Annotated in this window: 17 protein-coding genes; 9 read left to right on the top strand and 8 right to left on the bottom strand. The window is 48.6% G+C overall.

Features of this window, described 5'->3' with window-relative positions; all coding sequences use genetic code 11:
- Positions 1–208: 208 nt before the first annotated feature.
- Positions 209–2,524 (top strand): heavy metal translocating P-type ATPase, encoded by a 2,316-nt coding sequence (locus tag M3P05_RS16610; RefSeq protein ID WP_249701159.1) that lies wholly within the window; start codon positions 209–211, stop codon positions 2,522–2,524.
- A gap of 2 nt (positions 2,525–2,526) precedes the next feature.
- A complete protein-coding gene (gene cueR / locus M3P05_RS16605) occupies positions 2,527–2,925 on the top strand; it encodes a Cu(I)-responsive transcriptional regulator (RefSeq protein WP_249701158.1) in 399 nt (132 codons plus the stop codon).
- Positions 2,926–2,990: 65 nt separating this feature from the next.
- On the opposite strand, the gene M3P05_RS16600 is transcribed toward cueR, so the two are convergent.
- Both M3P05_RS16600 and M3P05_RS16595 read right to left on the bottom strand, forming a co-directional pair.
- Positions 2,991–3,947: a Tim44 domain-containing protein gene (locus tag M3P05_RS16600; protein ID WP_249701157.1), complete on the bottom strand. Its 957-nt coding sequence runs from the start codon at positions 3,945–3,947 to the stop codon at positions 2,991–2,993.
- Positions 3,948–4,022: 75 nt separating this feature from the next.
- On the bottom strand, positions 4,023–5,684 hold the full coding sequence (locus M3P05_RS16595) for a hypothetical protein (protein WP_249701156.1): 1,662 nt from the start codon (positions 5,682–5,684) through the stop codon (positions 4,023–4,025).
- Here M3P05_RS16595 and M3P05_RS16590 point away from each other — a divergent pair.
- Positions 5,671–5,811, top strand: coding sequence for a hypothetical protein (locus tag M3P05_RS16590; protein WP_249701155.1), 141 nt, complete (start codon positions 5,671–5,673; stop codon positions 5,809–5,811). The two genes, M3P05_RS16595 and M3P05_RS16590, sit on opposite strands and share 14 nt — an antisense overlap.
- Positions 5,812–6,173: 362 nt before the next feature.
- On the opposite strand, the gene M3P05_RS16585 is transcribed toward M3P05_RS16590, so the two are convergent.
- The 3 genes from M3P05_RS16585 to M3P05_RS16575 form a co-directional block, all read right to left on the bottom strand.
- Positions 6,174–6,728, bottom strand: a complete 555-nt coding sequence (locus tag M3P05_RS16585; protein WP_249701154.1) for a hypothetical protein — start codon at positions 6,726–6,728, stop codon at positions 6,174–6,176.
- Between the two features lie 66 nt (positions 6,729–6,794).
- Positions 6,795–7,721, bottom strand: coding sequence for a nucleoside hydrolase (locus M3P05_RS16580; RefSeq protein ID WP_249701153.1), 927 nt, complete (start codon positions 7,719–7,721; stop codon positions 6,795–6,797).
- A gap of 109 nt (positions 7,722–7,830) precedes the next feature.
- Entirely contained in the window at positions 7,831–8,508 is a 678-nt protein-coding gene (locus tag M3P05_RS16575) for a pseudouridine synthase (RefSeq protein WP_283777846.1), read from the bottom strand.
- Positions 8,509–8,701: 193 nt separating this feature from the next.
- Between M3P05_RS16575 and M3P05_RS16570 the strand changes: the two genes are divergently transcribed.
- Positions 8,702–9,604, top strand: a complete 903-nt coding sequence (locus M3P05_RS16570) for a hypothetical protein (RefSeq protein WP_249701151.1) — start codon at positions 8,702–8,704, stop codon at positions 9,602–9,604.
- A gap of 75 nt (positions 9,605–9,679) precedes the next feature.
- Positions 9,680–10,438: a tRNA pseudouridine(65) synthase TruC gene (gene truC / locus M3P05_RS16565; RefSeq protein ID WP_249701150.1), complete on the top strand. Its 759-nt coding sequence runs from the start codon at positions 9,680–9,682 to the stop codon at positions 10,436–10,438.
- Positions 10,439–10,483: 45 nt separating this feature from the next.
- On the opposite strand, the gene M3P05_RS16560 is transcribed toward truC, so the two are convergent.
- Positions 10,484–12,547 (bottom strand): ExeM/NucH family extracellular endonuclease, encoded by a 2,064-nt coding sequence (locus M3P05_RS16560; protein WP_249701149.1) that lies wholly within the window; start codon positions 12,545–12,547, stop codon positions 10,484–10,486.
- 127 nt (positions 12,548–12,674) lie between these two features.
- Here M3P05_RS16560 and M3P05_RS16555 point away from each other — a divergent pair, with 127 nt between their 5' ends.
- On the top strand, positions 12,675–13,073 hold the full coding sequence (locus M3P05_RS16555) for a hypothetical protein (protein ID WP_249701148.1): 399 nt from the start codon (positions 12,675–12,677) through the stop codon (positions 13,071–13,073).
- A 119-nt stretch (positions 13,074–13,192) separates the two neighbouring features.
- On the opposite strand, the gene M3P05_RS16550 is transcribed toward M3P05_RS16555, so the two are convergent.
- Positions 13,193–14,161 (bottom strand): ribonuclease Z, encoded by a 969-nt coding sequence (locus tag M3P05_RS16550; RefSeq protein ID WP_249701147.1) that lies wholly within the window; start codon positions 14,159–14,161, stop codon positions 13,193–13,195.
- Between the two features lie 211 nt (positions 14,162–14,372).
- Here M3P05_RS16550 and dapA point away from each other — a divergent pair, with 211 nt between their 5' ends.
- From dapA to M3P05_RS16535, 3 genes are all read left to right on the top strand, one after another.
- The gene (gene dapA / locus M3P05_RS16545) at positions 14,373–15,251 is read left to right on the top strand and encodes a 4-hydroxy-tetrahydrodipicolinate synthase (RefSeq protein WP_249701145.1); all 879 of its coding nucleotides are present in this window, start codon (positions 14,373–14,375) and stop codon (positions 15,249–15,251) included.
- A 139-nt stretch (positions 15,252–15,390) separates the two neighbouring features.
- Complete coding sequence (gene bamC / locus M3P05_RS16540) at positions 15,391–16,536, top strand: outer membrane protein assembly factor BamC (RefSeq protein ID WP_249701144.1); 1,146 nt, start codon at positions 15,391–15,393, stop codon at positions 16,534–16,536.
- A 122-nt stretch (positions 16,537–16,658) separates the two neighbouring features.
- Positions 16,659–17,777, top strand: coding sequence for a phosphoribosylaminoimidazolesuccinocarboxamide synthase (locus tag M3P05_RS16535; RefSeq protein ID WP_249701143.1), 1,119 nt, complete (start codon positions 16,659–16,661; stop codon positions 17,775–17,777).
- 581 nt (positions 17,778–18,358) lie between these two features.
- Here M3P05_RS16535 and M3P05_RS16530 read toward each other — a convergent pair.
- Complete coding sequence (locus M3P05_RS16530) at positions 18,359–18,694, bottom strand: hypothetical protein (protein ID WP_249701142.1); 336 nt, start codon at positions 18,692–18,694, stop codon at positions 18,359–18,361.
- Between the last annotated feature and the right edge of the window lie 125 nt (positions 18,695–18,819).

The following is an 18,819-nucleotide window of genomic DNA, read 5'->3' as shown; positions in this document are numbered from 1 at the left end:
CTGCAGGTGATAAAAAGATAGCAGGGAATATTTTTTAATGTTGTGATGTCTGTGCTTCTGGTTTATGTGGTATCCAATCTTGTGTATGAGCAGGTCTATTTAAACCGGAGTTAGTGCAGTAACGAAAAAACACTTTAGTTCTCCTACTTAAATCTTGACCTTCCAGTAAGGGTAAGGGTTAAGCTTGCCAAAACAGCCATGAGTGTTAATGACTCTTTTCGTGGAAGAGATCATTCCATGGCAAAGAACCTTGGCGGGAGTTATTGCAGTTATGAGCTCAGTGGAAATTGATCGTCCCGAGCAGCAGGTGACCCTTTCCCTACCGGGAATATCCTGCGCCGGTTGTGTAGGGAAAATTGAGAAGGCGTTTGCCGCTGATCCAGATGTGTCCTCCTGCACAGTCAACCTTGCGGAAAAAACATCTCACGTTATTACATCATCTGAACCGGAACATCTGGTTGGTGTTCTTGAGGGTATTGGCTTTCAGGCCTCTGTTGTCCTGAGCGAAAGCGAGAATCGCCGCAGGCAGGAGGAGAAAGACAGAGCAGAGTACCGTCGTCGTATTATTCATACGGTTCAGGCGCTGGCGGTCAGTGTCCCCCTGATGGCCTGGGGCATGATCACCGGTGAAATGAGCGTTACTCCAGAAAGTCAGGTGTACTGGGGGCTGGTTGGTTTGCTGACCCTTGCCGTTCTGGTGATCAGTGGCGGTCATTTCTTCCGTGGTCTTTGGAGTTCCCTGAAACATAAAACGGCGACCATGGATACTTTGGTTGCGTTGGGAACCGGATCGGCCTGGATATACTCCATGGCTGTTGTGCTCTTCCCTGAAGCCCTGCCAGAAGTTGCCCGGCACGTTTATTTTGAAGCCTCGGCGATGATTATCGGCCTGATCAACTTTGGTCAGGCTCTTGAACTGCGTGCCAAGGGCAAAACCAGTGAAGCCATCAAGCGTTTGTTAAATCTTCAGGTTCAGCATGCCCGGCTGGTGACTCCTGAAGGCGAAGAAGATGTTCCTATTGAGCTGGTAAAACCAGGCGATGTATTGCGGGTTCGTCCTGGTGAGAGCTTGCCGGTTGATGGTGTCGTCACCGAAGGCTCCACGACAGTTGATGAGTCCATGCTGACCGGTGAGCCTCTGGCCGTTAAAAAATCTACTGGTGATGTTCTGACCGGTGGAACACTGAACCGGAATGGTTCCATTCTGATGCGTGCCGAAAAGGTTGGTAGCGAAACGGCTCTGGCCCGAATCATTGCCCTGGTGAAACAGGCGCAGAACTCCAAGATGCCGATCTCGCGTCTGGTCGATAAAGTGGCTTCAATTTTTGTGCCAGTGGTTATCTCCATAGCGTTGATTGCCGCTGTGATCTGGTTCCTGTTTGGCCCGGCTCCGGCTATTACCCATGCTCTGGTTGTTGCTGTTACTGTTCTGATTATTGCCTGCCCTTGCGCACTGGGATTGGCAACGCCCATGTCGGTTATGGTGGGTGTTGGTAAGGCGGCCGAGTTGGGGATGCTGGTTCGTCAGGGAGATGCTTTGCAGAAGGCCAGCGACCTGACCACCGTAGTCCTTGATAAGACCGGCACTATTACCGAGGGCAAGCCTCGGGTCACTGCCATCTATTGCACTGGTGCATTCAGTAAGCATCAGGTTGTGACCACTGCTGGGGCCTTGGAATCTCATTCCGAGCATCCCCTTGCGGAAGCAGTTCTTGAGAAAGCCAAAGGGCTTGAACTGCCGTATGTGCGAGACTTCCAGGCTGAAACTGGCCGTGGTGTGGCAGGTTGTATTAATAACCAGCAGACATTGCTGGGCAATGAAGCTTTGATGGCTGCACATGATGTGAAAACACATGAGCTGTCTGAGCAGGCTGTTGAAATTGCCGGTCAGGGCCAGACCGTTATCTATCTGTCAATCGGAGGTGAGCTGGCAGGTGTTATGGGAATCTCCGACCCTGTTCGCGCTGATTCCAAAGCTGCTATTGAACGCCTGCATCAGCTGGGTCTGAAAGTCATGATGCTGACCGGTGATAATCCGGAAACAGCCGCAGCGGTGGCCAGCCAGGTTGGCATTGATGACTGGCGTGCCCAGGTGCTGCCTGCTGATAAAGAGCGTTATGTGCGTGAGCTGCAGGAACAGGGTGAGAAGGTCGGCATGACCGGTGACGGCATCAATGATGCCCCGGCACTGGCCCGTGCCGATGTCGGTATGGCTATCGGTGCCGGAGCAGATGTCGCTATTGAAGCAGCAGATATCACTCTGATGCGTTCATCCCTGCATGGATTAAGTGATGCGATTGAGCTCTCCCGTGCGACCATGAAGAATATCCGCCAGAACCTGTTTGGTGCGTTTATCTATAACTCACTGGGTATTCCGGTGGCTGCTGGTGTTCTTTACCCCCTGACTGGTCTGCTGCTGAATCCGGTTGTGGCAGGTGCAGCCATGGCATTCTCTTCTGTAACGGTGGTTTCCAATGCCAACAGGCTGCGCCTGTTCCAGCCTTCAGAGCGTATGGAGTCATAGTCATGAATATCTCCAGTGCGGCAGAAGCAACCGGGCTGACTCCCAAAACAATTCGCTACTATGAAAGTATAGGGCTGGTGTCGCCTGCGAGCCGCAGGGATAATGGTTACCGGGATTATGATGACCAGCATGTGCGTGAGCTGTTGTTTATCAGTCAGGCCCGGGAGCTTGGCTTTTCCCTGGAAGAATGTGGTGAGCTGCTGAATCTTTACAAGGATAAGGGGCGAAAGAGCGCGGACGTAAAAGCCATTGCCCACGCCCGTATCGAAGATATCGATCAGAAGATTTCCCGCCTGCAAACAGTAAGAGAGAGCCTTCAGCAGCTGGTTACATGCTGTCATGGCGATGAGCGCCCGGACTGTCCAATTCTGGACTCACTGGCCGGTGAACAAAAGAACTGACCAGTGAAAGAAATAAAAAGCCCGCAACAGAAAAACTGTGCGGGCTTTTTTCATTTCTGTAAGCCTTAGTCGTCAGCGTATTCCAGGCCAACAATCAGCCAGGGTGCATTGGGTTGGTTCAGGTCACGTTCCAAGTGCCAGATATCAGTAATCTTTTCCTCGATACGTTCAACATTATCCCGGTAGCGGCCGCTGAAGCGCAGACTGACTTCCGCCTTGCCAAAGGCAATCTCTGCCCTTACCAGCTCCGCATCCACATACATAACTTCAGTATGCTGGTCACCTTTAAGAGCCTGGCGCTCTTTCTCAAGGTGGTTATACAGATCAGGAGCGATATACTCCCGGATCGTACTCATATCACCACTGTTCCAGGCATCCTGAATCTGCTTGTAGTGACTGCGGGCACGGTTCAGGAAACCGTTCAGATCAAAATCCGGTGGCAGATTAAAAGGAACATCAGAGTGGGCACCAAAGCCTGCATCCTGCTGATAAGACTGTGGCTCCTGTTTATTTACAGCGTCGAAGCCGAAGTCCCGGTAGCTCTGGTTTTGATTGTTCTGGTTCTGCTGCCAGGAAGACGCACCAGAATCATAATGCTGGCTATGTCCGCCGTTCAGGGCTGAGGCTTTGGCGCGGCTCATTCCCCTGAACAGTTTGATTACGATAAAGGCGATAGCCGCCAGTATCAAAATATCCATAAACTGCATACCGTGGAACGGCATGCCACCAAACAATGAGGCGATCAGGCCACCGGCCAGCAAACCTCCAAGCAGGCCGCCACCAAAGCCGCTGAAAAAACCTTTCTTTTTGGTCTGATTTTGTCCAAAACCACTCTGAGTGGTGCTTTTACTGGCAGTATTACCAAAGGACGGTGAAGTAATATTCTTGGGCTGTGAAGGAGCCACCTTGAATGTCTTACCAAAGGACTTGCTGCTGCCAAACTTCTTGGCCTCGGCATCCATTGAAGTAAGGGTACAGGTAAAGGCAAGCAGAACAGCCAGTACCGGAAGTACTCTTCTCATCATCATCTCGTTATTGGGGATGGAGTTAGCATCGTACGTCGGTGAAGGCAGATGTCAACGGAATCATCACCCAAGCTAATCAACAGGCTGGCCTGATGGGTAGTCTGAGTAACACTTTTCACAAAGCACTGTAGCCAGGCACTTTTTGCACTGACGAAGGTGTTTTTTAGAGGTATACAAGGTTCTTCTGGTATCAGGTATTACCCCATTTTTACAATCTCTGTATGCACAGACCATGCGTGTCTGCTCTTCAAGCTGGTCTTCTATATTGACTTCCGTGAGATGGCTGCCTTTGTTATCGGGGAACTTACTCTCCCTGCATTTTCTGCAAATTGCTCCGTTAATATCCGGGTGGAGACGGATAGTCCATTTGGATTTATCTTCAACTCTGCTCCAGTCAATATGCCCAGTCCTACAGAGGTCACAGCTTACTTCGTGTGTATTAAGACATTTAGCAGCCTCGAGTGCTTCAACCTTCTCAAAGGAGTGATTGCAGCTGAGGCAATCAGTACAGTAATCCAGTTGACAGGTCTCGCAGTTAAATGGGGCTGGAGGATTTATGTATATACCCTTGCGAGAAAGCTCAACTCTTTTCTGCTGAAAGTCCTTAAATTTGCTACTGCAGAAGTCACAATTCCACTTTCCATCTGCTCTGGTATATGCGGGTTGATCCATAAGTTCCTGATGGGTAGCGGCTTTTGGTATGTGCTTTCCACATCCCCAACAGCCATGGTTTATGGAAAATCCAAATTGACTAGCCATTTCAACCAGTTGCTGCTTTAACAGCTTGTCTGTTTTTGTTAACAGATCATGACGGAACTGGCATTTTTCACCTCGATCGTATGTCAAATGATCTGCCAATGGCACTAGGCTTGTTGCCTTGGCTCCACAGGAACAGCTTTGAGTTTTGGGATCGAAACCAGCCGCCATCAAATGAACTTCCCTGAGCTTTCTTGCTGGCGATTTATGCGGGTCGGGATCCTGTGTTAGGCCTGTCAGGACACGAGAGTTCAGTTCAAAGCCGGCCTCTTTACCGGATAAAACCGTTGCAGCTGTCAGCATATTAAAGGCATCAACAGCCTGGAAACGGTCTCTTTTCAGCAGGTGAATTATCAGGAAAATAGTTTTGCTATAGGGTAAGCCTTGGAGGGATGCTTCAATTGTTGCTTTCCATTCTGGGGCAAAATGGTGGTCATAAACCAGGTTCAAGGAATTAAGATCTGGATAGTTATGGCTTGCTAAGCCTAGCTCGTACCCCGTCAGGAGATGAAATGCCAGTTGACTACCTTCTGTGTGGCAGTCATCAACATTGGCTCCTAAGGTCGGCAAATTCATGGGTCTAGGGAGCATGGCATTTTCCAGCTGCTCGTGGAGAGTTTGCAGTGACTTTTTTAGCGAGGCAATAGTGAAACCTCGTTGAGCAAGGGAATACAGGTTTTCCCTGGCCAGTACATCATCAGAAAAGCTCTTTTTAGTTTCTTCAAGTTGATTTTTGACAAACTCTTTTATGCTTTGATTGGAATATCTGCCCTCTTTAGCCAGCCCCCAGGCTTTCACTAAATGGTAGTGGGTGCCAACACTCCTTTCTTCGGAAAGAGTAAGACCAAGCCATAAGAGCTCTTCATCAGTAAGCTCACTAAGGTTCCTGATCCACTCTTTTGCAAGTGTGTCACATTCTTTTGCAAATCTGTCTTCATCAATTTGTATTTTTTCAAGTTTGGAGGTGGCTGAACTCATCAGAGATGGTGGAGGTGCTGATACAGTTGATGAAGGGTATGAGGATGTACTTCTGGACCGAGTACTGGATGAGGAAGTATCAGTAGAATACGAGCTAACCGAAGAGACTTCGGTTCAGAGTGTTTGATCAACTCTGGGAAAGTGTGCTGCACTGGCACTTTGGCCAGCACCAAGAAGGTATTGTAACCTGAAAGCGACCATTCCATCCTGCGTGACATGGTTCTGCTGAAGAGCTAACTCCTCAACAGTACCTTGACTGGGACTTGCGCCTGTATGGTTTGGAGTGGATTTTTTCCCGACTTTTAGCCTTCCAGCTTCACTTGTAGCAGGGAACAGAAATGCTGCTGCCAGCAGAGTGAGTAAAATGACCATGAGAAGGGGGTGCTTATACAAACGAGAGAACAACACAGCCATCTCTACCACCTCCTAGCCCGCCAGGAAGTGGCTAATTTAGATCAAAATGCTTGTTGCGCAAGGTTTTGCCGAGAACTAACTGGCCTCTTTGTATTGGTCCATCGTCGTGCGAAGCTCATCTCGCAGAATCTTGATCTGCTCATTCTGGTCTGCCATCGGGGCGAGCTGAATAGCAATCTTCTTTCCCCAGAGTGACAGAGCTTTCTGTCTGGCAATGGAGTCGGCCGGGCAGCCCGGATAGGATTTTACCTGCTTGAAAAAGTGCTGCAGTTCGTAAAGATCAATCAATAGCTGGCGGGTACTTTGGCTGGACTCTTTCTGTTCGAGAAGAACACGTAGTTCAACCAAATCTTCAAGCACGATATCGATCAGCAGGTTGGTAGGAACAGCAGGACTGACAACCATCTCATCATCAGCTTCAAGGCAGTGCCAGGTATCCCTTCTATCGATGTGGGTGGATGGAATATCCGGCATATGTGAGCTGGGAATAGCCACTGCCCAGACTGAGCCGATAGCTCCCCCGACAACGCCCCCTAAAGCCAGACCCGGCGGGCCTGCCATAATCAAGCCACCCAGACCTCCAATTCCGGCACCGAGAGTGACATTTCTGGAAATATTCCCCATAGCCATGACATGCTTCCCTGCTTGTCGTTGATCTTTACATTATGGATCATCTATGCAGAGCATATAGGCACTTCAGGAATAGTATTTGAGCAGCTCAAAAAGCTGGTCGACAAATCCCTGGCGGTCGACATCGTAAATAAACTCGGCATTGGCTGTTTTGTCAGTGACTCCGAAGAAATCCACTACGGTCATCCCTTCCGTTAACTGGCCATGGGTTTCAACATCAACATGGCACTGCCTGCCAGTGAACAGATTTGGATCTATCAACCAGGCAATAGTGCAGGGGTCATGCATGGGGGCACCTGGGCACTGTTTATTGTGCTGTCCGTAGTAGCCGGTATAAAAGTCATAAAAGCCTCCCAGGGTTTCCCCCACCTTATTCAGCTTTCGAATGTGGTCAGCATCTTCCCGAGTGAGGTAAGCCTTATGAGTAACATCCAGACCACACATCACAATTGGAATGCCACTCTGAAAAACAATCTTGGCAGCATCCGGATCAACAAAAATATTGAATTCGGCAGAAGGGGTAATGTTGCCGTACTGACCACCGCCCATAAGAACAATCTGCTTGATCCGTGATTTCAGATCCGGGTAAGCCAGCAGAAAGGTAGCGATATTGGTGAGAGGGCCGGTTGGAACAAGAGTGATTAACCCATCGGACTCTTTTACTGTTTTGGCAATAAGCTCAACGGCTGAGCAGGTTTCCGCAGCAAAGGCCGGTTTAGGGAGTTCTGCTCCCTCTATGCCGGATTCGCCATGAACATATCCAGCCGTAACCAGCACTTTGCTAAGAGGGGTACAGGCACCTGCTGCAACCGGAACCTGTGCATTGGCCAGAGTCAGAACACGCAAGGCATTGTAATGGACTTTATCCAGAGTCTGATTGCCGGCCACAGTTGTCACTGCCCGCAGCTCTATTAACGGGCTTGCAACAGCCATAAGGATGGCAACGGCATCATCATGACCGGGGTCACAATCAAGAATAATCGGGGTAGGCATGGCTTCTGCTTCCTTCAGACTGTTTCTACTTCTAAGAGCCTGTTCATAATCTTCGCAGTTAGCGAAAATTATGAACAGGCTCTAAATAGAGCAGTAGCCGTGATTCACACTACCGCTTGTTCTGTTTCTTCTGACCTGCTCGAAAAGGCTTTGTTTTCGGTTTCCCAAAGCGGCTGGCACCGGGGCGTTTCTGCACACCCTGGGTTTTGACTGGTGCTGAACGCTTTAACAGCTCTGCCGGGGCAGGAATCGCTCTCCATTCACCGGGAGAGAGGCTATCCAGTGACCAGGGGCCAATGGCATATCGAACCAGACGAAGAGTAGGGTACCCAATAGCCGCTGTCATCCTGCGCACCTGCCGGTTTCGCCCCTCAGAAATAATAATCTCCAGCCAGCTGTCCGGTATTGATGCACGATAGCGAACCGGCGGATTCCTTGGCCAGATATCAGGTTTCGGAATAGCCCTTACTTTGGCAGGGCGGGTCGGACCATCTTTCAGCGTGATTCCCTGGCGTAACCGCTCCAGGTCTTCCTCGTTAGGCTCTCCTTCCACCTGTACCCAGTAGGTTTTCTCCATTTTATGGCGAGGATCGGCAATCCGGCTTTGGACGGTGCCGCTGTTAGTAAGCAGGAGTAATCCTTCGCTGTCCCGGTCCAGCCGGCCAGCCGGATAGACACCGGGGCGGTCCACATAGTCAGCCAAAGTGGCCCGGTTTTCACCATCTGTGAACTGGCTAAGTACCATAAATGGTTTATTTAAAAGGATTATTTCCGGTTGGGAGGGCATATTTCACGTTGGGGTATTCAAAGGATGAGTATATCGTTCGTTTTACCAGAGTTCACAGATGAAAGTTGGCTCACTACAACGAAACGCAAGGATTGAACTTTCGTAGCAGTTGCCTTGTCAATGTATGTAACTATCCAGTACCAGTAATGAGCACAGGACACAACTCACAATTCATATGCATGGAGGCAATGATATGTCCATTAAGAGTAATCTTATCACTGCTGGCGTAACGTCTGGAGTATTTATGCTCTGGAACAACAAAAGCGCCATAGATTCCTTTGCCAGCACTCTCTGGGATATTGGGCACGAGAAAGTATCAACATTTTTGGGTTATGTCACGAGTATTCCAGGTACATTCAGCTCATTTGTTCATAATGGGCAGATGCTCGGGCTTAACTCACTGGAATCATACATTCCCGGTGCCAAAGATATACTTCTTCGGCGTATTACTCCCATTTCCACTGCTGAGACTGTTTTAACAAAGGGGCAGTCTGGTATTGCTCTTGGAACCCTGTCTATTGCAGCTATACCCGCTGTTCTTCCAATAGTGAAATATGCCGGTACGGTGGTTTGCCGCTGGTGGCAGGCAGGAAGCCAGAACAAAAGGGTCAATGCGATCCTGGAAAATAGCAAAAAAGATGATTATAGAGCTGCACTGAATAGGTTAGATGCTTGTAGGCTTGCTCTTGGTGAGCATATTGATGCCCCCCAAAAAGGGTATCGTGCTTTGAGTGAGAGAAAAATTACGGCCTTAAGCCAGTGGAACTGGAAACTGGCGCTATTTACCTGCGTCGCTCTTACTCCACAAGTGAGTATTACGATGGCTGTTGGTTTAACCGTTGCTGGACTTGTCTCATCAGCACTCTGTCAGTGGGGAGATCGTATCGGTAACAAGAACATGATTGCCATGACGCAAAAAAATATGGCATCTATTCAAACAGAAATTAATCGCAGAGAACATGAACAAATGTTAGATCGTTTAATGCTCGGATATGATCAACTGGTAAGAGAACACAATCAAGTGGTAGGAGGATACAATCAACTGGTTAGATGGTATAATGAAGATCACCGGGCAGCCCCCATCGACATTGTGTAGAATCGGTGATATGTCTACTTGAATAGTTTAGGCACCCCCCATTATTTTCCTTTTGTTTAACCTGATTTGTTCACTGTGTCTTCTATTACCCAAAAAACTCTGGATATTCTCTACCAAGACCATTGCCTGATAGTTGTCAATAAGCCTTCAGGTCTTCTTGTTCATCGTTCCATGATTGACCGCCATGAAACCCGCTTCGCTATGCAGCTGGTCAGGGACCAGATAGGCCAGCATGTGTTTCCTCTGCATCGTCTGGATAAACCAACATCTGGTGTACTGGTCTTCGCTCTGTCATCAGATACAGCCAGAGGGATGGGCCAGCAGTTTGAACAGGGAGCTGTCGAGAAAACCTATCTGGCGGTCGTGCGTGGCACCGCACCGGAGTCAGGAATTATTGATCATGCCTTGAAAGAAAAGCATGACAAGATGACAGACAGAAAAGCCTGCAAGGATAAACCTGCCCAGGAAGCCATCTCGGAGTTTCGTCGGCTGGAAACGGTTGAGCTGCCAGTCAGTGTTGACCGTTACCCAACCAGCCGTTACTCGTTGGTTGAAGTGAAACCAAAGACTGGCAGGAAGCACCAGATACGCCGACATATGAAGCATATTGCCCATCCCGTTATCGGTGATCCGAAGTATGGCAAAAGTATTCATAACCACTTCTTTGCCAAAGAGTTTGGAGCATCAAGATTGATGCTGGCGTGTACTGAGATGTCACTGTTGCATCCGAAAAACGGGGAAAGGTTGGTTTTTCAGGCTCCTCTGGATCAGGCATTCACTAATCTTTTTGAACAGTTTGGTTGGAGTAACTCTTTTCTGAAACAACTGCCGTGAAAGGTACTCCCTATTTCGGAAACAGGGAGTACCCGAATTATACCTTTATAGAGTTAAATCCACATCAATCAGCAAAGGGTCATGATCAGAAGAGCTGAATGGCCCTGGATCTTTTGGCAGGTTACCGGAGTACTTTCCGGGGTATTCAAACAGCGAGTTTTCAACTGAGTTGGTGTGCCACTCTTCAATATTCAGAACTTTGGCTGCCAGCCTACGGTTGGCAACCGCATGGTCAAGGGCGCCAAGTTCTCCGTCATAGCAGTAAGAGTAAGCTTTATTGCCCTGGTTTGCAGTAACGAGGCTGATATATCCATAACCACGATTAAGTGTCTCGACCGGCACCTCACTGCAGTTGATTGTAGTGTGTGCTGAAGTGGTTACCGGATAAACCATCTTTTTGCCTTTGGTCAGCAGACGCATAGGGTCTTCCTGGCCATAGGAGTTAAAGTCTCCGATCAGCAGAATATTTTCTGATAAAAGGTCTCCCATACGCTGTAGATAATCACCAAGGTGCCTGGCGGCAGTTACACGGAATTTATTACAGCTGCCCTGCAGGTCATCCTGGTAGTCCGGTGCTGTAGGTTTGCTGCCTTTCTTTATACGATTTCCGCTCAGGGGAATCTTACCGTCGGCTGTGGCGTATTTCATAAAATCTTCAAAACACATGGAGCCTTTGGATTTAAAGTGGCTTACGGCAACGGTCACAGTTTTGCCGGATATTTTGTCCCTGAAAGTCTGTAGCAGAGTAGGGCGCATGTCTTTTGTGAACTTGACTTCATCACCGTCGGTACTGGTCAGAGAGAAGTTCTGTTCAGGCATGGTCAGTATCTGCAGGCTGCCATGAAGTGCGATACGAGAAGGCTTGTAAACCAGGCCGACAGTAATGGCATCGGTGCCAATCGTTGTCGATTCATGGGTTGACACGGCTGCATAATGTTCTGACGACGGAAGACGACTGTTCAGGGTGCTGACCAGGTCTTCAATAGCGCTGCCTGTCCCAAAACCATTATTCTCTACTTCCACTAAACCGATAACATCGGCATCAATCCGTGTGACTGCCTCAATAATTTTGGTGCGCTGCAACTCAAACTCTTCCTGGGTTTTTGCCCCACGGTTGGTTCCTGTCGGGTTGTCCTTATGATCCGGCATTAGGGTGTTGAAGTAATTCAGTACATTGAAACTGGCTATGCGAACTGTTCCGTAAGAGTGAGGCGTTGGATACCCTTTGCGCGGTGAAAACTCATGTTCCAAAGCATAGGCGTCAATGGGAGCGAGCCATGGTTCTTCCCGTGATGGAACTGGAATGATTTCATAACGGCCATACCTGTAAGCGATCACGCCAGTTAAATCCTTAATTCGGTCGCCAACTCTTGGGTAATGAATGAACGGGCCAAAGGCAGGGTAATAGGAAATAACGCCATTCTCCTGTTTCCTTTCATCTGTGATCAGTGTTATTCGGTTCTGGTCGTTTTTTCTGGCAAGATCTTTGGCTGCTTCCGACAGCGGAGGAAACAGCTGAGTGGGTTTGTAGAGCGGCTCAAACAGGCTGACATCCATGCTGTTGCGATAGGAATCAAAGTCCCAGCTGTAGTTGCGGGTTATGTTTAGCATGTTTTCGAAGTGTACAAGCATTCCTTCATAAGGCTCCATCTCCTGAAGAACCAGTTTTCTGGAAGGCTTGGCGGGGCGAACTTCATTAAGGGCATTGGTACCGCAGACAATCAGTTCTTTCAAAATCATCTGAGTCTGCCCGTAAAACTCTCTTATTACACCTTTTGCCCTTATCCGGTCGCCGGGCTGGAGTTCGGGTCTTGCTCCGTAGACAAACAGCCCTTCTGATGTAGAAGGGTCATCATCCTCGTCCGCGACTTCTTCCTGAATAAAAAAGCCGCCCAATCGTTCAGGTGTGTTCACTGTAACAACGGCCTCTACAACGATATCCGGTGATTTTGTGGCACCGTCTGGAATAAGTGGACTCTTGCCTCCCGGTCCATGCACAGAGCTGATAAATGTGGCACAGCTGCCACAGTTCATGGTGTCGGCATTGGCTGCAGGTAGAAATGCACCGGACAGTAGAGCCGAAACAAGAAAACAGCGTAGAAAAAACATACTTTGTGGCCATCTGGCTGTTGGTGAGATTGCAGATGGTCTAAAAGTAGAACAGTACTCAAGCTATTGCTTTATACGACAACTTAATTGTTATATGTTCGCGGCATTTTCCAGGAAGTAAAAGAATATGAAGATTCTCAACCGTTCCGCTCTTCGGTTACGAGCCAAGCCGACTTTTCTCGAATGGTGTTCCAGTGTTGCTCCGGAAGATGCTGAAGAACTGGCGATACTGAAAGCACAGCTTGAGCAGACCGGAACAGTCTATCTGGTTCAGGAAGTGGAATCGGAGAGTGATTTTTATCAGGCAGTCACTGACAATGCTGTCGATATTCTGAAAAATGAACTGATGGCCTGGTGTGTAGATGCCTCTCTCTGGCCAGAAGAACTTAATGCGCAGCTGCTGGAAAGTTGGTTCTCAATTGATACTGAACTTATGTGCTTTGACTTATCTGATCAGCCTTTGATGGTTGCTGATGCTGAGACGCTTGGTGGCGGTTTGGGTGGGGAAATTATTGAGGATTTTTAAGGTCCCATAGATTAAAGGTACTGCAAAGAAGTATTATTAATGATGCAGTACCTTTGGTTCTTAAAACGGGCAACAATGACTGAGTGTTTATGTCCGCAGTTTGCAGTTGATGTCAGGCTTCAAATCTTTCTCCACTCGCCAGTTCTGCTTAATTCCCAGCAACCCATATCCTCTGCCAGATCAATGGTTCCCGAAAACCGTTCCCGGGCCTCTGTGCGCAGTTCTTCAATATGGTAATGACCCGGCTTCGGATTGCGCTGGTAGCGGTTACTGAAGTGAGTCAGGACAAGGTGTTTTACACCGCTGGCTGCAGCTACCTCTGCAACCTGTGCCGGAGTACTGTGCATCCAGGCTCTACCAACCTTTTCCCTGACATCGGAGGTGAAGGTGGCTTCATGCACAAATACGTCTGCTTTGGTCAGCACTTCTGCGAGAAGCTCGGGTTGATCATTGTCTCCTCCGATAACCGCAAACCGTCCTGGTAGCGGTGGTTGCAGCACATCTTCAGGCTGAACCGTTGTACCATCATCCAGTTCTACAGGTTCGCCATGTTGCAACCTGCCCCAGAGTGGGCCGCGGGGCACATTCATCTCCTGCAGCTTTTCCTGACAGAGACTGGTTCTTTCCGGAATTTCCTCAAAGGCGTACGCAAAGGAAGGAACACGGTGTGACAGCGGGTGGGAAGTTACGGAAAAATCTATTGTCTTGCAGACGAAATCAGGCTGATCTGAGCGAAGAAAAATCAACTCAAACGGCATATGGGTGACATCGGCACAAGCAAGAGCATGACGGACAAAACTCTCAACACCTTCGGGGGCGCAAATTGTCAGAGGTTCGGTGCGGCCCTGCATGCTGGCACTGGTCAGCAGTCCAGGCAGACCAAACATATGATCACCGTGAATATGGGTGATAAAGATGGCCTGCAGGTGGCTCAAAGTGTAACGGCTATATAAAAGGCGGTGCTGGGTACCTTCACCACAGTCAATCAGGTACCACTCTTTGGCATCATCCCTGGCAATGGCCTGCGCTGTTACATTTCGTTCTTTGGAGGGCAGCCCGGCGGCAGTGCCGAAAAAAGTTAGACGCATGAAGTCAGTGGTTCCTTTCGGGTAAAGTTGCTAATTAAGCAAATCGTCCCACAAACGTGTATTCTCATATTCTTGTTTTCCCATTTTTCGGGCAGCTTCTCAGCTGATAGCTGCAATAGGAAACAAAAGGAAAAACAGGATGTCTTGTACTAGGTCATGGGCACCGGTAACATTCTAAAGATAATATTTGCCCAACATGCGGAGTGAGTAAATGATTTCCGGCAGTCTAGTGGCTTTAGTGACCCCAATGCTGCCCAACGGAGAGTTGGACTGGCAGCGTCTGCACGATCTTGTGGAGTTCCATATTGAAAAAGGAACGGATGGCATCGTGGCCGTTGGGACAACGGGAGAGTCTGCAACTGTAACCGTTGAAGAACACTGCCAGATTCTTAAACGCGTGATTGATCAGGTAAATGGCAGAATACCCGTTATTGCAGGAACTGGAGCCAATTCCACCCAGGAAGCGGTACACCTGACAGCAGAGGCCCGTGCCTTGGGTGCGGATGCCTGTCTGCTGGTGACACCTTATTACAATAAGCCGACTCAGGAAGGTCTATACCGGCACTTTGAAGCCATTGCCGCTTCTGTTGCCATCCCCCAGATCCTCTACAATGTGCCTGGCCGTACCTCCGTTGACCTGTTGAATGAGACAGTTGAACGTCTGGCAGGTCTGGACAATATCATCGCTATTAAGGATGCCACTGGCGATCTGAAGCGGGGTAGAGACCTGATTCAGCGTTGCAGTGACCGTATTGCCGTTATTTCCGGTGATGACGAGACTGCCGTTGAGCTGATGTTGATGGGAGGCAAAGGCGATATCTCTGTGACTGCCAACGTGGTACCTGCAGAGATGCACCAGTTATGTGCTTTGGCTATTGATGGCCAGGCAGAAGAGGCCAGGGCTCTGAATGAGCGCTTGATGCCACTGCACAAGAATCTGTTTGCCGAGTCCAACCCGATTCCGGTCAAGTTTGCCTTGCAGGAGATGAGGCTGATTGACAGCGGTATCCGATTGCCTCTGACTCCATTGTCGCCAGCCTGCCATAAGCAGGTTCGGGACGCTTTATCTTCGTGCGGTATCAAGGTCTGATACCAGACAACAGGCCATATAGGCCTGAAACAGCTTAAGCGTGCACCTGTGCCCTTTAGGGTGATTTGTCCGGGGATATATAGTTCGGGGATAGTCCTGTGGGATGGTACAGGTGTTTCTACAGTCGATAGGAGAGTGCATGAAGCACGTATATAAGGTTTTCACACTGGCAGGGGCTTCTCTGCTTCTTGGAGCCTGCAGCTCACTGACAGGTCAGGACGGCTACCTGCGGGATAAGGGTGGTGACTATCTGAATGAATCGATGATCCCTGAGCTGAAGATCCCCAAATCTCTCGACCCGGTAGCACCTGAGGATTACCTCCTCGTGCCAACCATCCCCGTTTCTTCGGCCGGTGCAGAGAATGTGGTTCCCCGAGCAGACCAGCGTTTTGTGCAGGATAACGGTATTACCTTCCAGGTTGTGCAGCGTTCGGAAGGTCGTGTACTTCTGGCTGATTATGCACCGGACGTCATCTGGTCTTACATGAGCCGTTTCTGGGACAGCAATAGTATTCCCCTGGAGCAGGAGAATGTCGCTGCGGGTACTATGGAAACAGCCTGGGTACAGCTGGGCGAGAAATCCAATCCCGGTATGATGCGACAGCTGTTTGGCAAGGTGATTGAACTGGAGAACTCTGAAGTCAGCCAGGAAAAATTCCGGGTGGCCATTCGCCAGGGTAACCGTGCCGATACCAGTGAAGTGCTGCTCAAGCATGCCCGCCTGCCTATTGAAGCCAATAATCAGACTCCGGTTAACTGGAGTGCTATCAAGCCAGGTGCCAGCTTTATTGATGGTCAGCTGCTGAATGAAATGTTGCTGTTTATGGTTAAGAACCGCCAGGATCAGGGGGGTGCACTGGCATCAGATGATTTTGCCGTCAATGCTGAAGCCAACATTATCCGCGATGGTAATGGCAACCCGGCCCTGGCGATTGATCAGAACTTTGCCAGCAGCTGGCAGGCTGTTGAGCAGGCCCTGAAAAAGATGGGGGCTTCTGTTACCGATAAGAACCGTACTGCAGGTCTTGTCTATCTGACCCTGGAAGGCGGCAAGGTACCCGCCTCTTCTCCCAGCAAAGACGAGAAGAGCAAGGGTTGGTTCAGCGGTTTATTCAGCTCTGACAAGGAAGAAGTCAAGAAGCCTGCGGCTGATAATGAGTTCCGCCTGAGAGTACAAAGTGTGGGTGATGGTACCCAAGTGACACTTGAGAAGGATATCAATACCCTGCCACCGGTTGAGCTCAGTGATCAGTTCCTGACAAAACTGTTGGAATATCTGGGTTAACAAGTTGGTAAAATCGGAAACCAGGCTCGCAGCCTGGTTTCTTCGTTTTGGACAGGGATTTCATTAGAACAGGTCTTTTTCACCCATATAGATAAGAAGATTAAACACAGGAATTGCTCGTAATGACTCACACTGGCAATGCGCTGGCAGGCAAGGTTCTTGCGGTTAATGATGATCTGCCAATCCGGACAGAACTTCCAGTTCACAGTGGCAAGGTGCGCTCCGTCTACTGGCTGACAGAAGCTGACAGTCGTCGTCTTATTCAAGAGCAAGGTTACAACGTTGCTGAAGATGCTGAATTGGCCATTATGGTGATCAGCGACAGGATTTCAGCATTCGACTGTATCTGGCACGGTGAGGGAGGGATGAATGGTGTTCCTGGTAAGGGAGCGGCATTAAATGCAGTGTCCAATCACTGGTTCCGGCTGTTTAAGGAAAAAGGTCTTGCTGACAGTCATATTGTTGATATTCCGCATCCACTGGTCTGGATCGTCCAGAAAGCACACCCCGTTATGATAGAGGCCATCTGTCGCCAGTATATTACCGGTTCCATGTGGCGTGCCTACAGTAAAGGTGAGCGCAATTTCTGTGGCATTGATCTGCCTGATAATCTGGAAAAGGATCAGAGGTTGCCTGAGCTGCTGATTACCCCCTCCACCAAGGGCATTCTTAAAGGGGTTCCTGGTGTGCCGGAGGCGGATGACGTCAATATTACCCGCAGCGATATTGAGAAGAATTATGCTGCTTTCCGATTCCGCAATAAGGATGATATCGGACTTTACGAAAAACTACTGAAAGAAGGGTTTGATGTTATCAGCAATGAGCTGGCCAAGCTGGATCAGGTGTTTGTGGATACCAAGTTCGAATTTGGTTATGTCACTGATGCTACCTGCCAGGAAAAACTGATTTATATGGATGAGGTGGGTACGCCCGATTCATCCAGAATCTGGGATGGCCCTTGCTACCGCAAAGGCAAAATTGTGGAGAACTCCAAGGAGAGCTTCCGACAGCTGCTGTTAAACCATTTCCCTGATCCCGATATTCTGCTGAACAAGGACCGGATGGATGAACGCAAGGCTCTGGCTAAAGACAATGCCCTGCCGGAGTCGGTGTTGATGGCTGTATCACAAACATATGTGGATATTGCTGAGAAAATAACCAGTAAGAAACTAGTCATTTCAGACAACCCAAGGAAAGAAATTATTAACACGCTTCGGGATAACTTTGGCCTGATCAACTGACCAAAAACAGACCCTTCCTTTAACACCTCTTCAGGGTGGCAATTGTCAATACCAGTAATGCCGTTCTGAACCCCTCTGGAATCACGGTTTATACTTAAATAGCAGTGTCGTCTATGTTTTTATGCACAAAAAATGGACGGGGCTGGTCTTGTGTCAACAGTCTGACAAAGATATTTCCGTTTGATGAATGGGGCATCTAACTCATTGAAAAATAAGAATAAAATAATTGATCAAAAAATAGACAATTTGCTGGAAGGTAAGGATTCCCAAGGGGTGCGGGGAAATGGAATGTTGTAATCCACAAAGTTATCCCCAGATTTCGGGGATAACTTAAAAGGTGGGTTTTTCCTTGAAAAAACAGAGCTTTTTCGCCGCTTGTCAACCCCTACAGCTCCCCATTTTTGACCGTTTTTTGGTCACCCATAGTCAAATTATGGTCAGAGTTTTGGGCCATGCGACACCGGCAAACTATATAGACGAACATGACCGGTTAACAACTACAAACCTGTATGTGTATACAGTTTATAGGGGTAAAAAATAGGCACCCCGATATGTCCAATCATTATTGTTTTCGCCAGTTGCTAACTGGCCAAGAGCCCAGAAATTATCATTAGTGTACAGCCAGTTAAGACAATTATAAAATGAAGCTTAAGCCTGTATTTTTCTGTTTCAGAGATATTGCTCAAGATTGCAGAAAGTTCTCTGTTTTTGCCTTTTTCGGGAAACAGACAGTATTGACCCCACAACATAAACCGGTTCGCTGAGAATAAAAAACCATAGTCGTAAACACCTCCATCGATTTTTTCTGCCAGGTTTTTATAGAACTTCCTATAAAAAATAATGGCATTGATCAGGGCTGTAATAAAACAGAGAAAACCCAGAAGCGCTGTTAATGCTTGTAGCAGCTCAATACTCATTAGTTTGACACTTTATATATGTAGTTTCCAAGTCCCTCGGTAGCGGTACCTCCAAACTTTGCACCACCATAACCCCCAACAGCCCCTGCTACAACTGCACACCAGAGCAGGCTCGTGCCTCCTGT

The sequence above is a fragment of the Parendozoicomonas callyspongiae genome, from assembly GCF_023502345.1.
Taxonomy (GTDB): domain Bacteria; phylum Pseudomonadota; class Gammaproteobacteria; order Pseudomonadales; family Endozoicomonadaceae; genus Sansalvadorimonas; species Sansalvadorimonas callyspongiae.
The sequence above is the reverse complement of the archived record's forward strand: the minus strand, read 5'-3'. Positions and strand labels throughout refer to the sequence as shown.

Coding starts and splice junctions, on each gene's coding strand:
- M3P05_RS16610 (WP_249701159.1), top strand. CDS start 209: ATGACTCTTTTCGTGGAAGAGATCATTCCATGGCAAAGAACCTTGGCG.
- cueR (WP_249701158.1), top strand. CDS start 2,527: ATGAATATCTCCAGTGCGGCAGAAGCAACCGGGCTGACTCCCAAAACA.
- M3P05_RS16600 (WP_249701157.1), bottom strand. CDS start 3,947: ATGAGAAGAGTACTTCCGGTACTGGCTGTTCTGCTTGCCTTTACCTGT.
- M3P05_RS16595 (WP_249701156.1), bottom strand. CDS start 5,684: ATGAGTTCAGCCACCTCCAAACTTGAAAAAATACAAATTGATGAAGAC.
- M3P05_RS16585 (WP_249701154.1), bottom strand. CDS start 6,728: ATGGCTATGGGGAATATTTCCAGAAATGTCACTCTCGGTGCCGGAATT.
- M3P05_RS16580 (WP_249701153.1), bottom strand. CDS start 7,721: ATGCCTACCCCGATTATTCTTGATTGTGACCCCGGTCATGATGATGCC.
- M3P05_RS16575 (WP_283777846.1), bottom strand. CDS start 8,508: ATGCCCTCCCAACCGGAAATAATCCTTTTAAATAAACCATTTATGGTA.
- M3P05_RS16570 (WP_249701151.1), top strand. CDS start 8,702: ATGTCCATTAAGAGTAATCTTATCACTGCTGGCGTAACGTCTGGAGTA.
- M3P05_RS16560 (WP_249701149.1), bottom strand. CDS start 12,547: ATGTTTTTTCTACGCTGTTTTCTTGTTTCGGCTCTACTGTCCGGTGCA.
- M3P05_RS16555 (WP_249701148.1), top strand. CDS start 12,675: ATGAAGATTCTCAACCGTTCCGCTCTTCGGTTACGAGCCAAGCCGACT.
- M3P05_RS16550 (WP_249701147.1), bottom strand. CDS start 14,161: ATGCGTCTAACTTTTTTCGGCACTGCCGCCGGGCTGCCCTCCAAAGAA.
- dapA (WP_249701145.1), top strand. CDS start 14,373: ATGATTTCCGGCAGTCTAGTGGCTTTAGTGACCCCAATGCTGCCCAAC.
- bamC (WP_249701144.1), top strand. CDS start 15,391: ATGAAGCACGTATATAAGGTTTTCACACTGGCAGGGGCTTCTCTGCTT.
- M3P05_RS16535 (WP_249701143.1), top strand. CDS start 16,659: ATGACTCACACTGGCAATGCGCTGGCAGGCAAGGTTCTTGCGGTTAAT.
- M3P05_RS16530 (WP_249701142.1), bottom strand. CDS start 18,694: ATGAGTATTGAGCTGCTACAAGCATTAACAGCGCTTCTGGGTTTTCTC.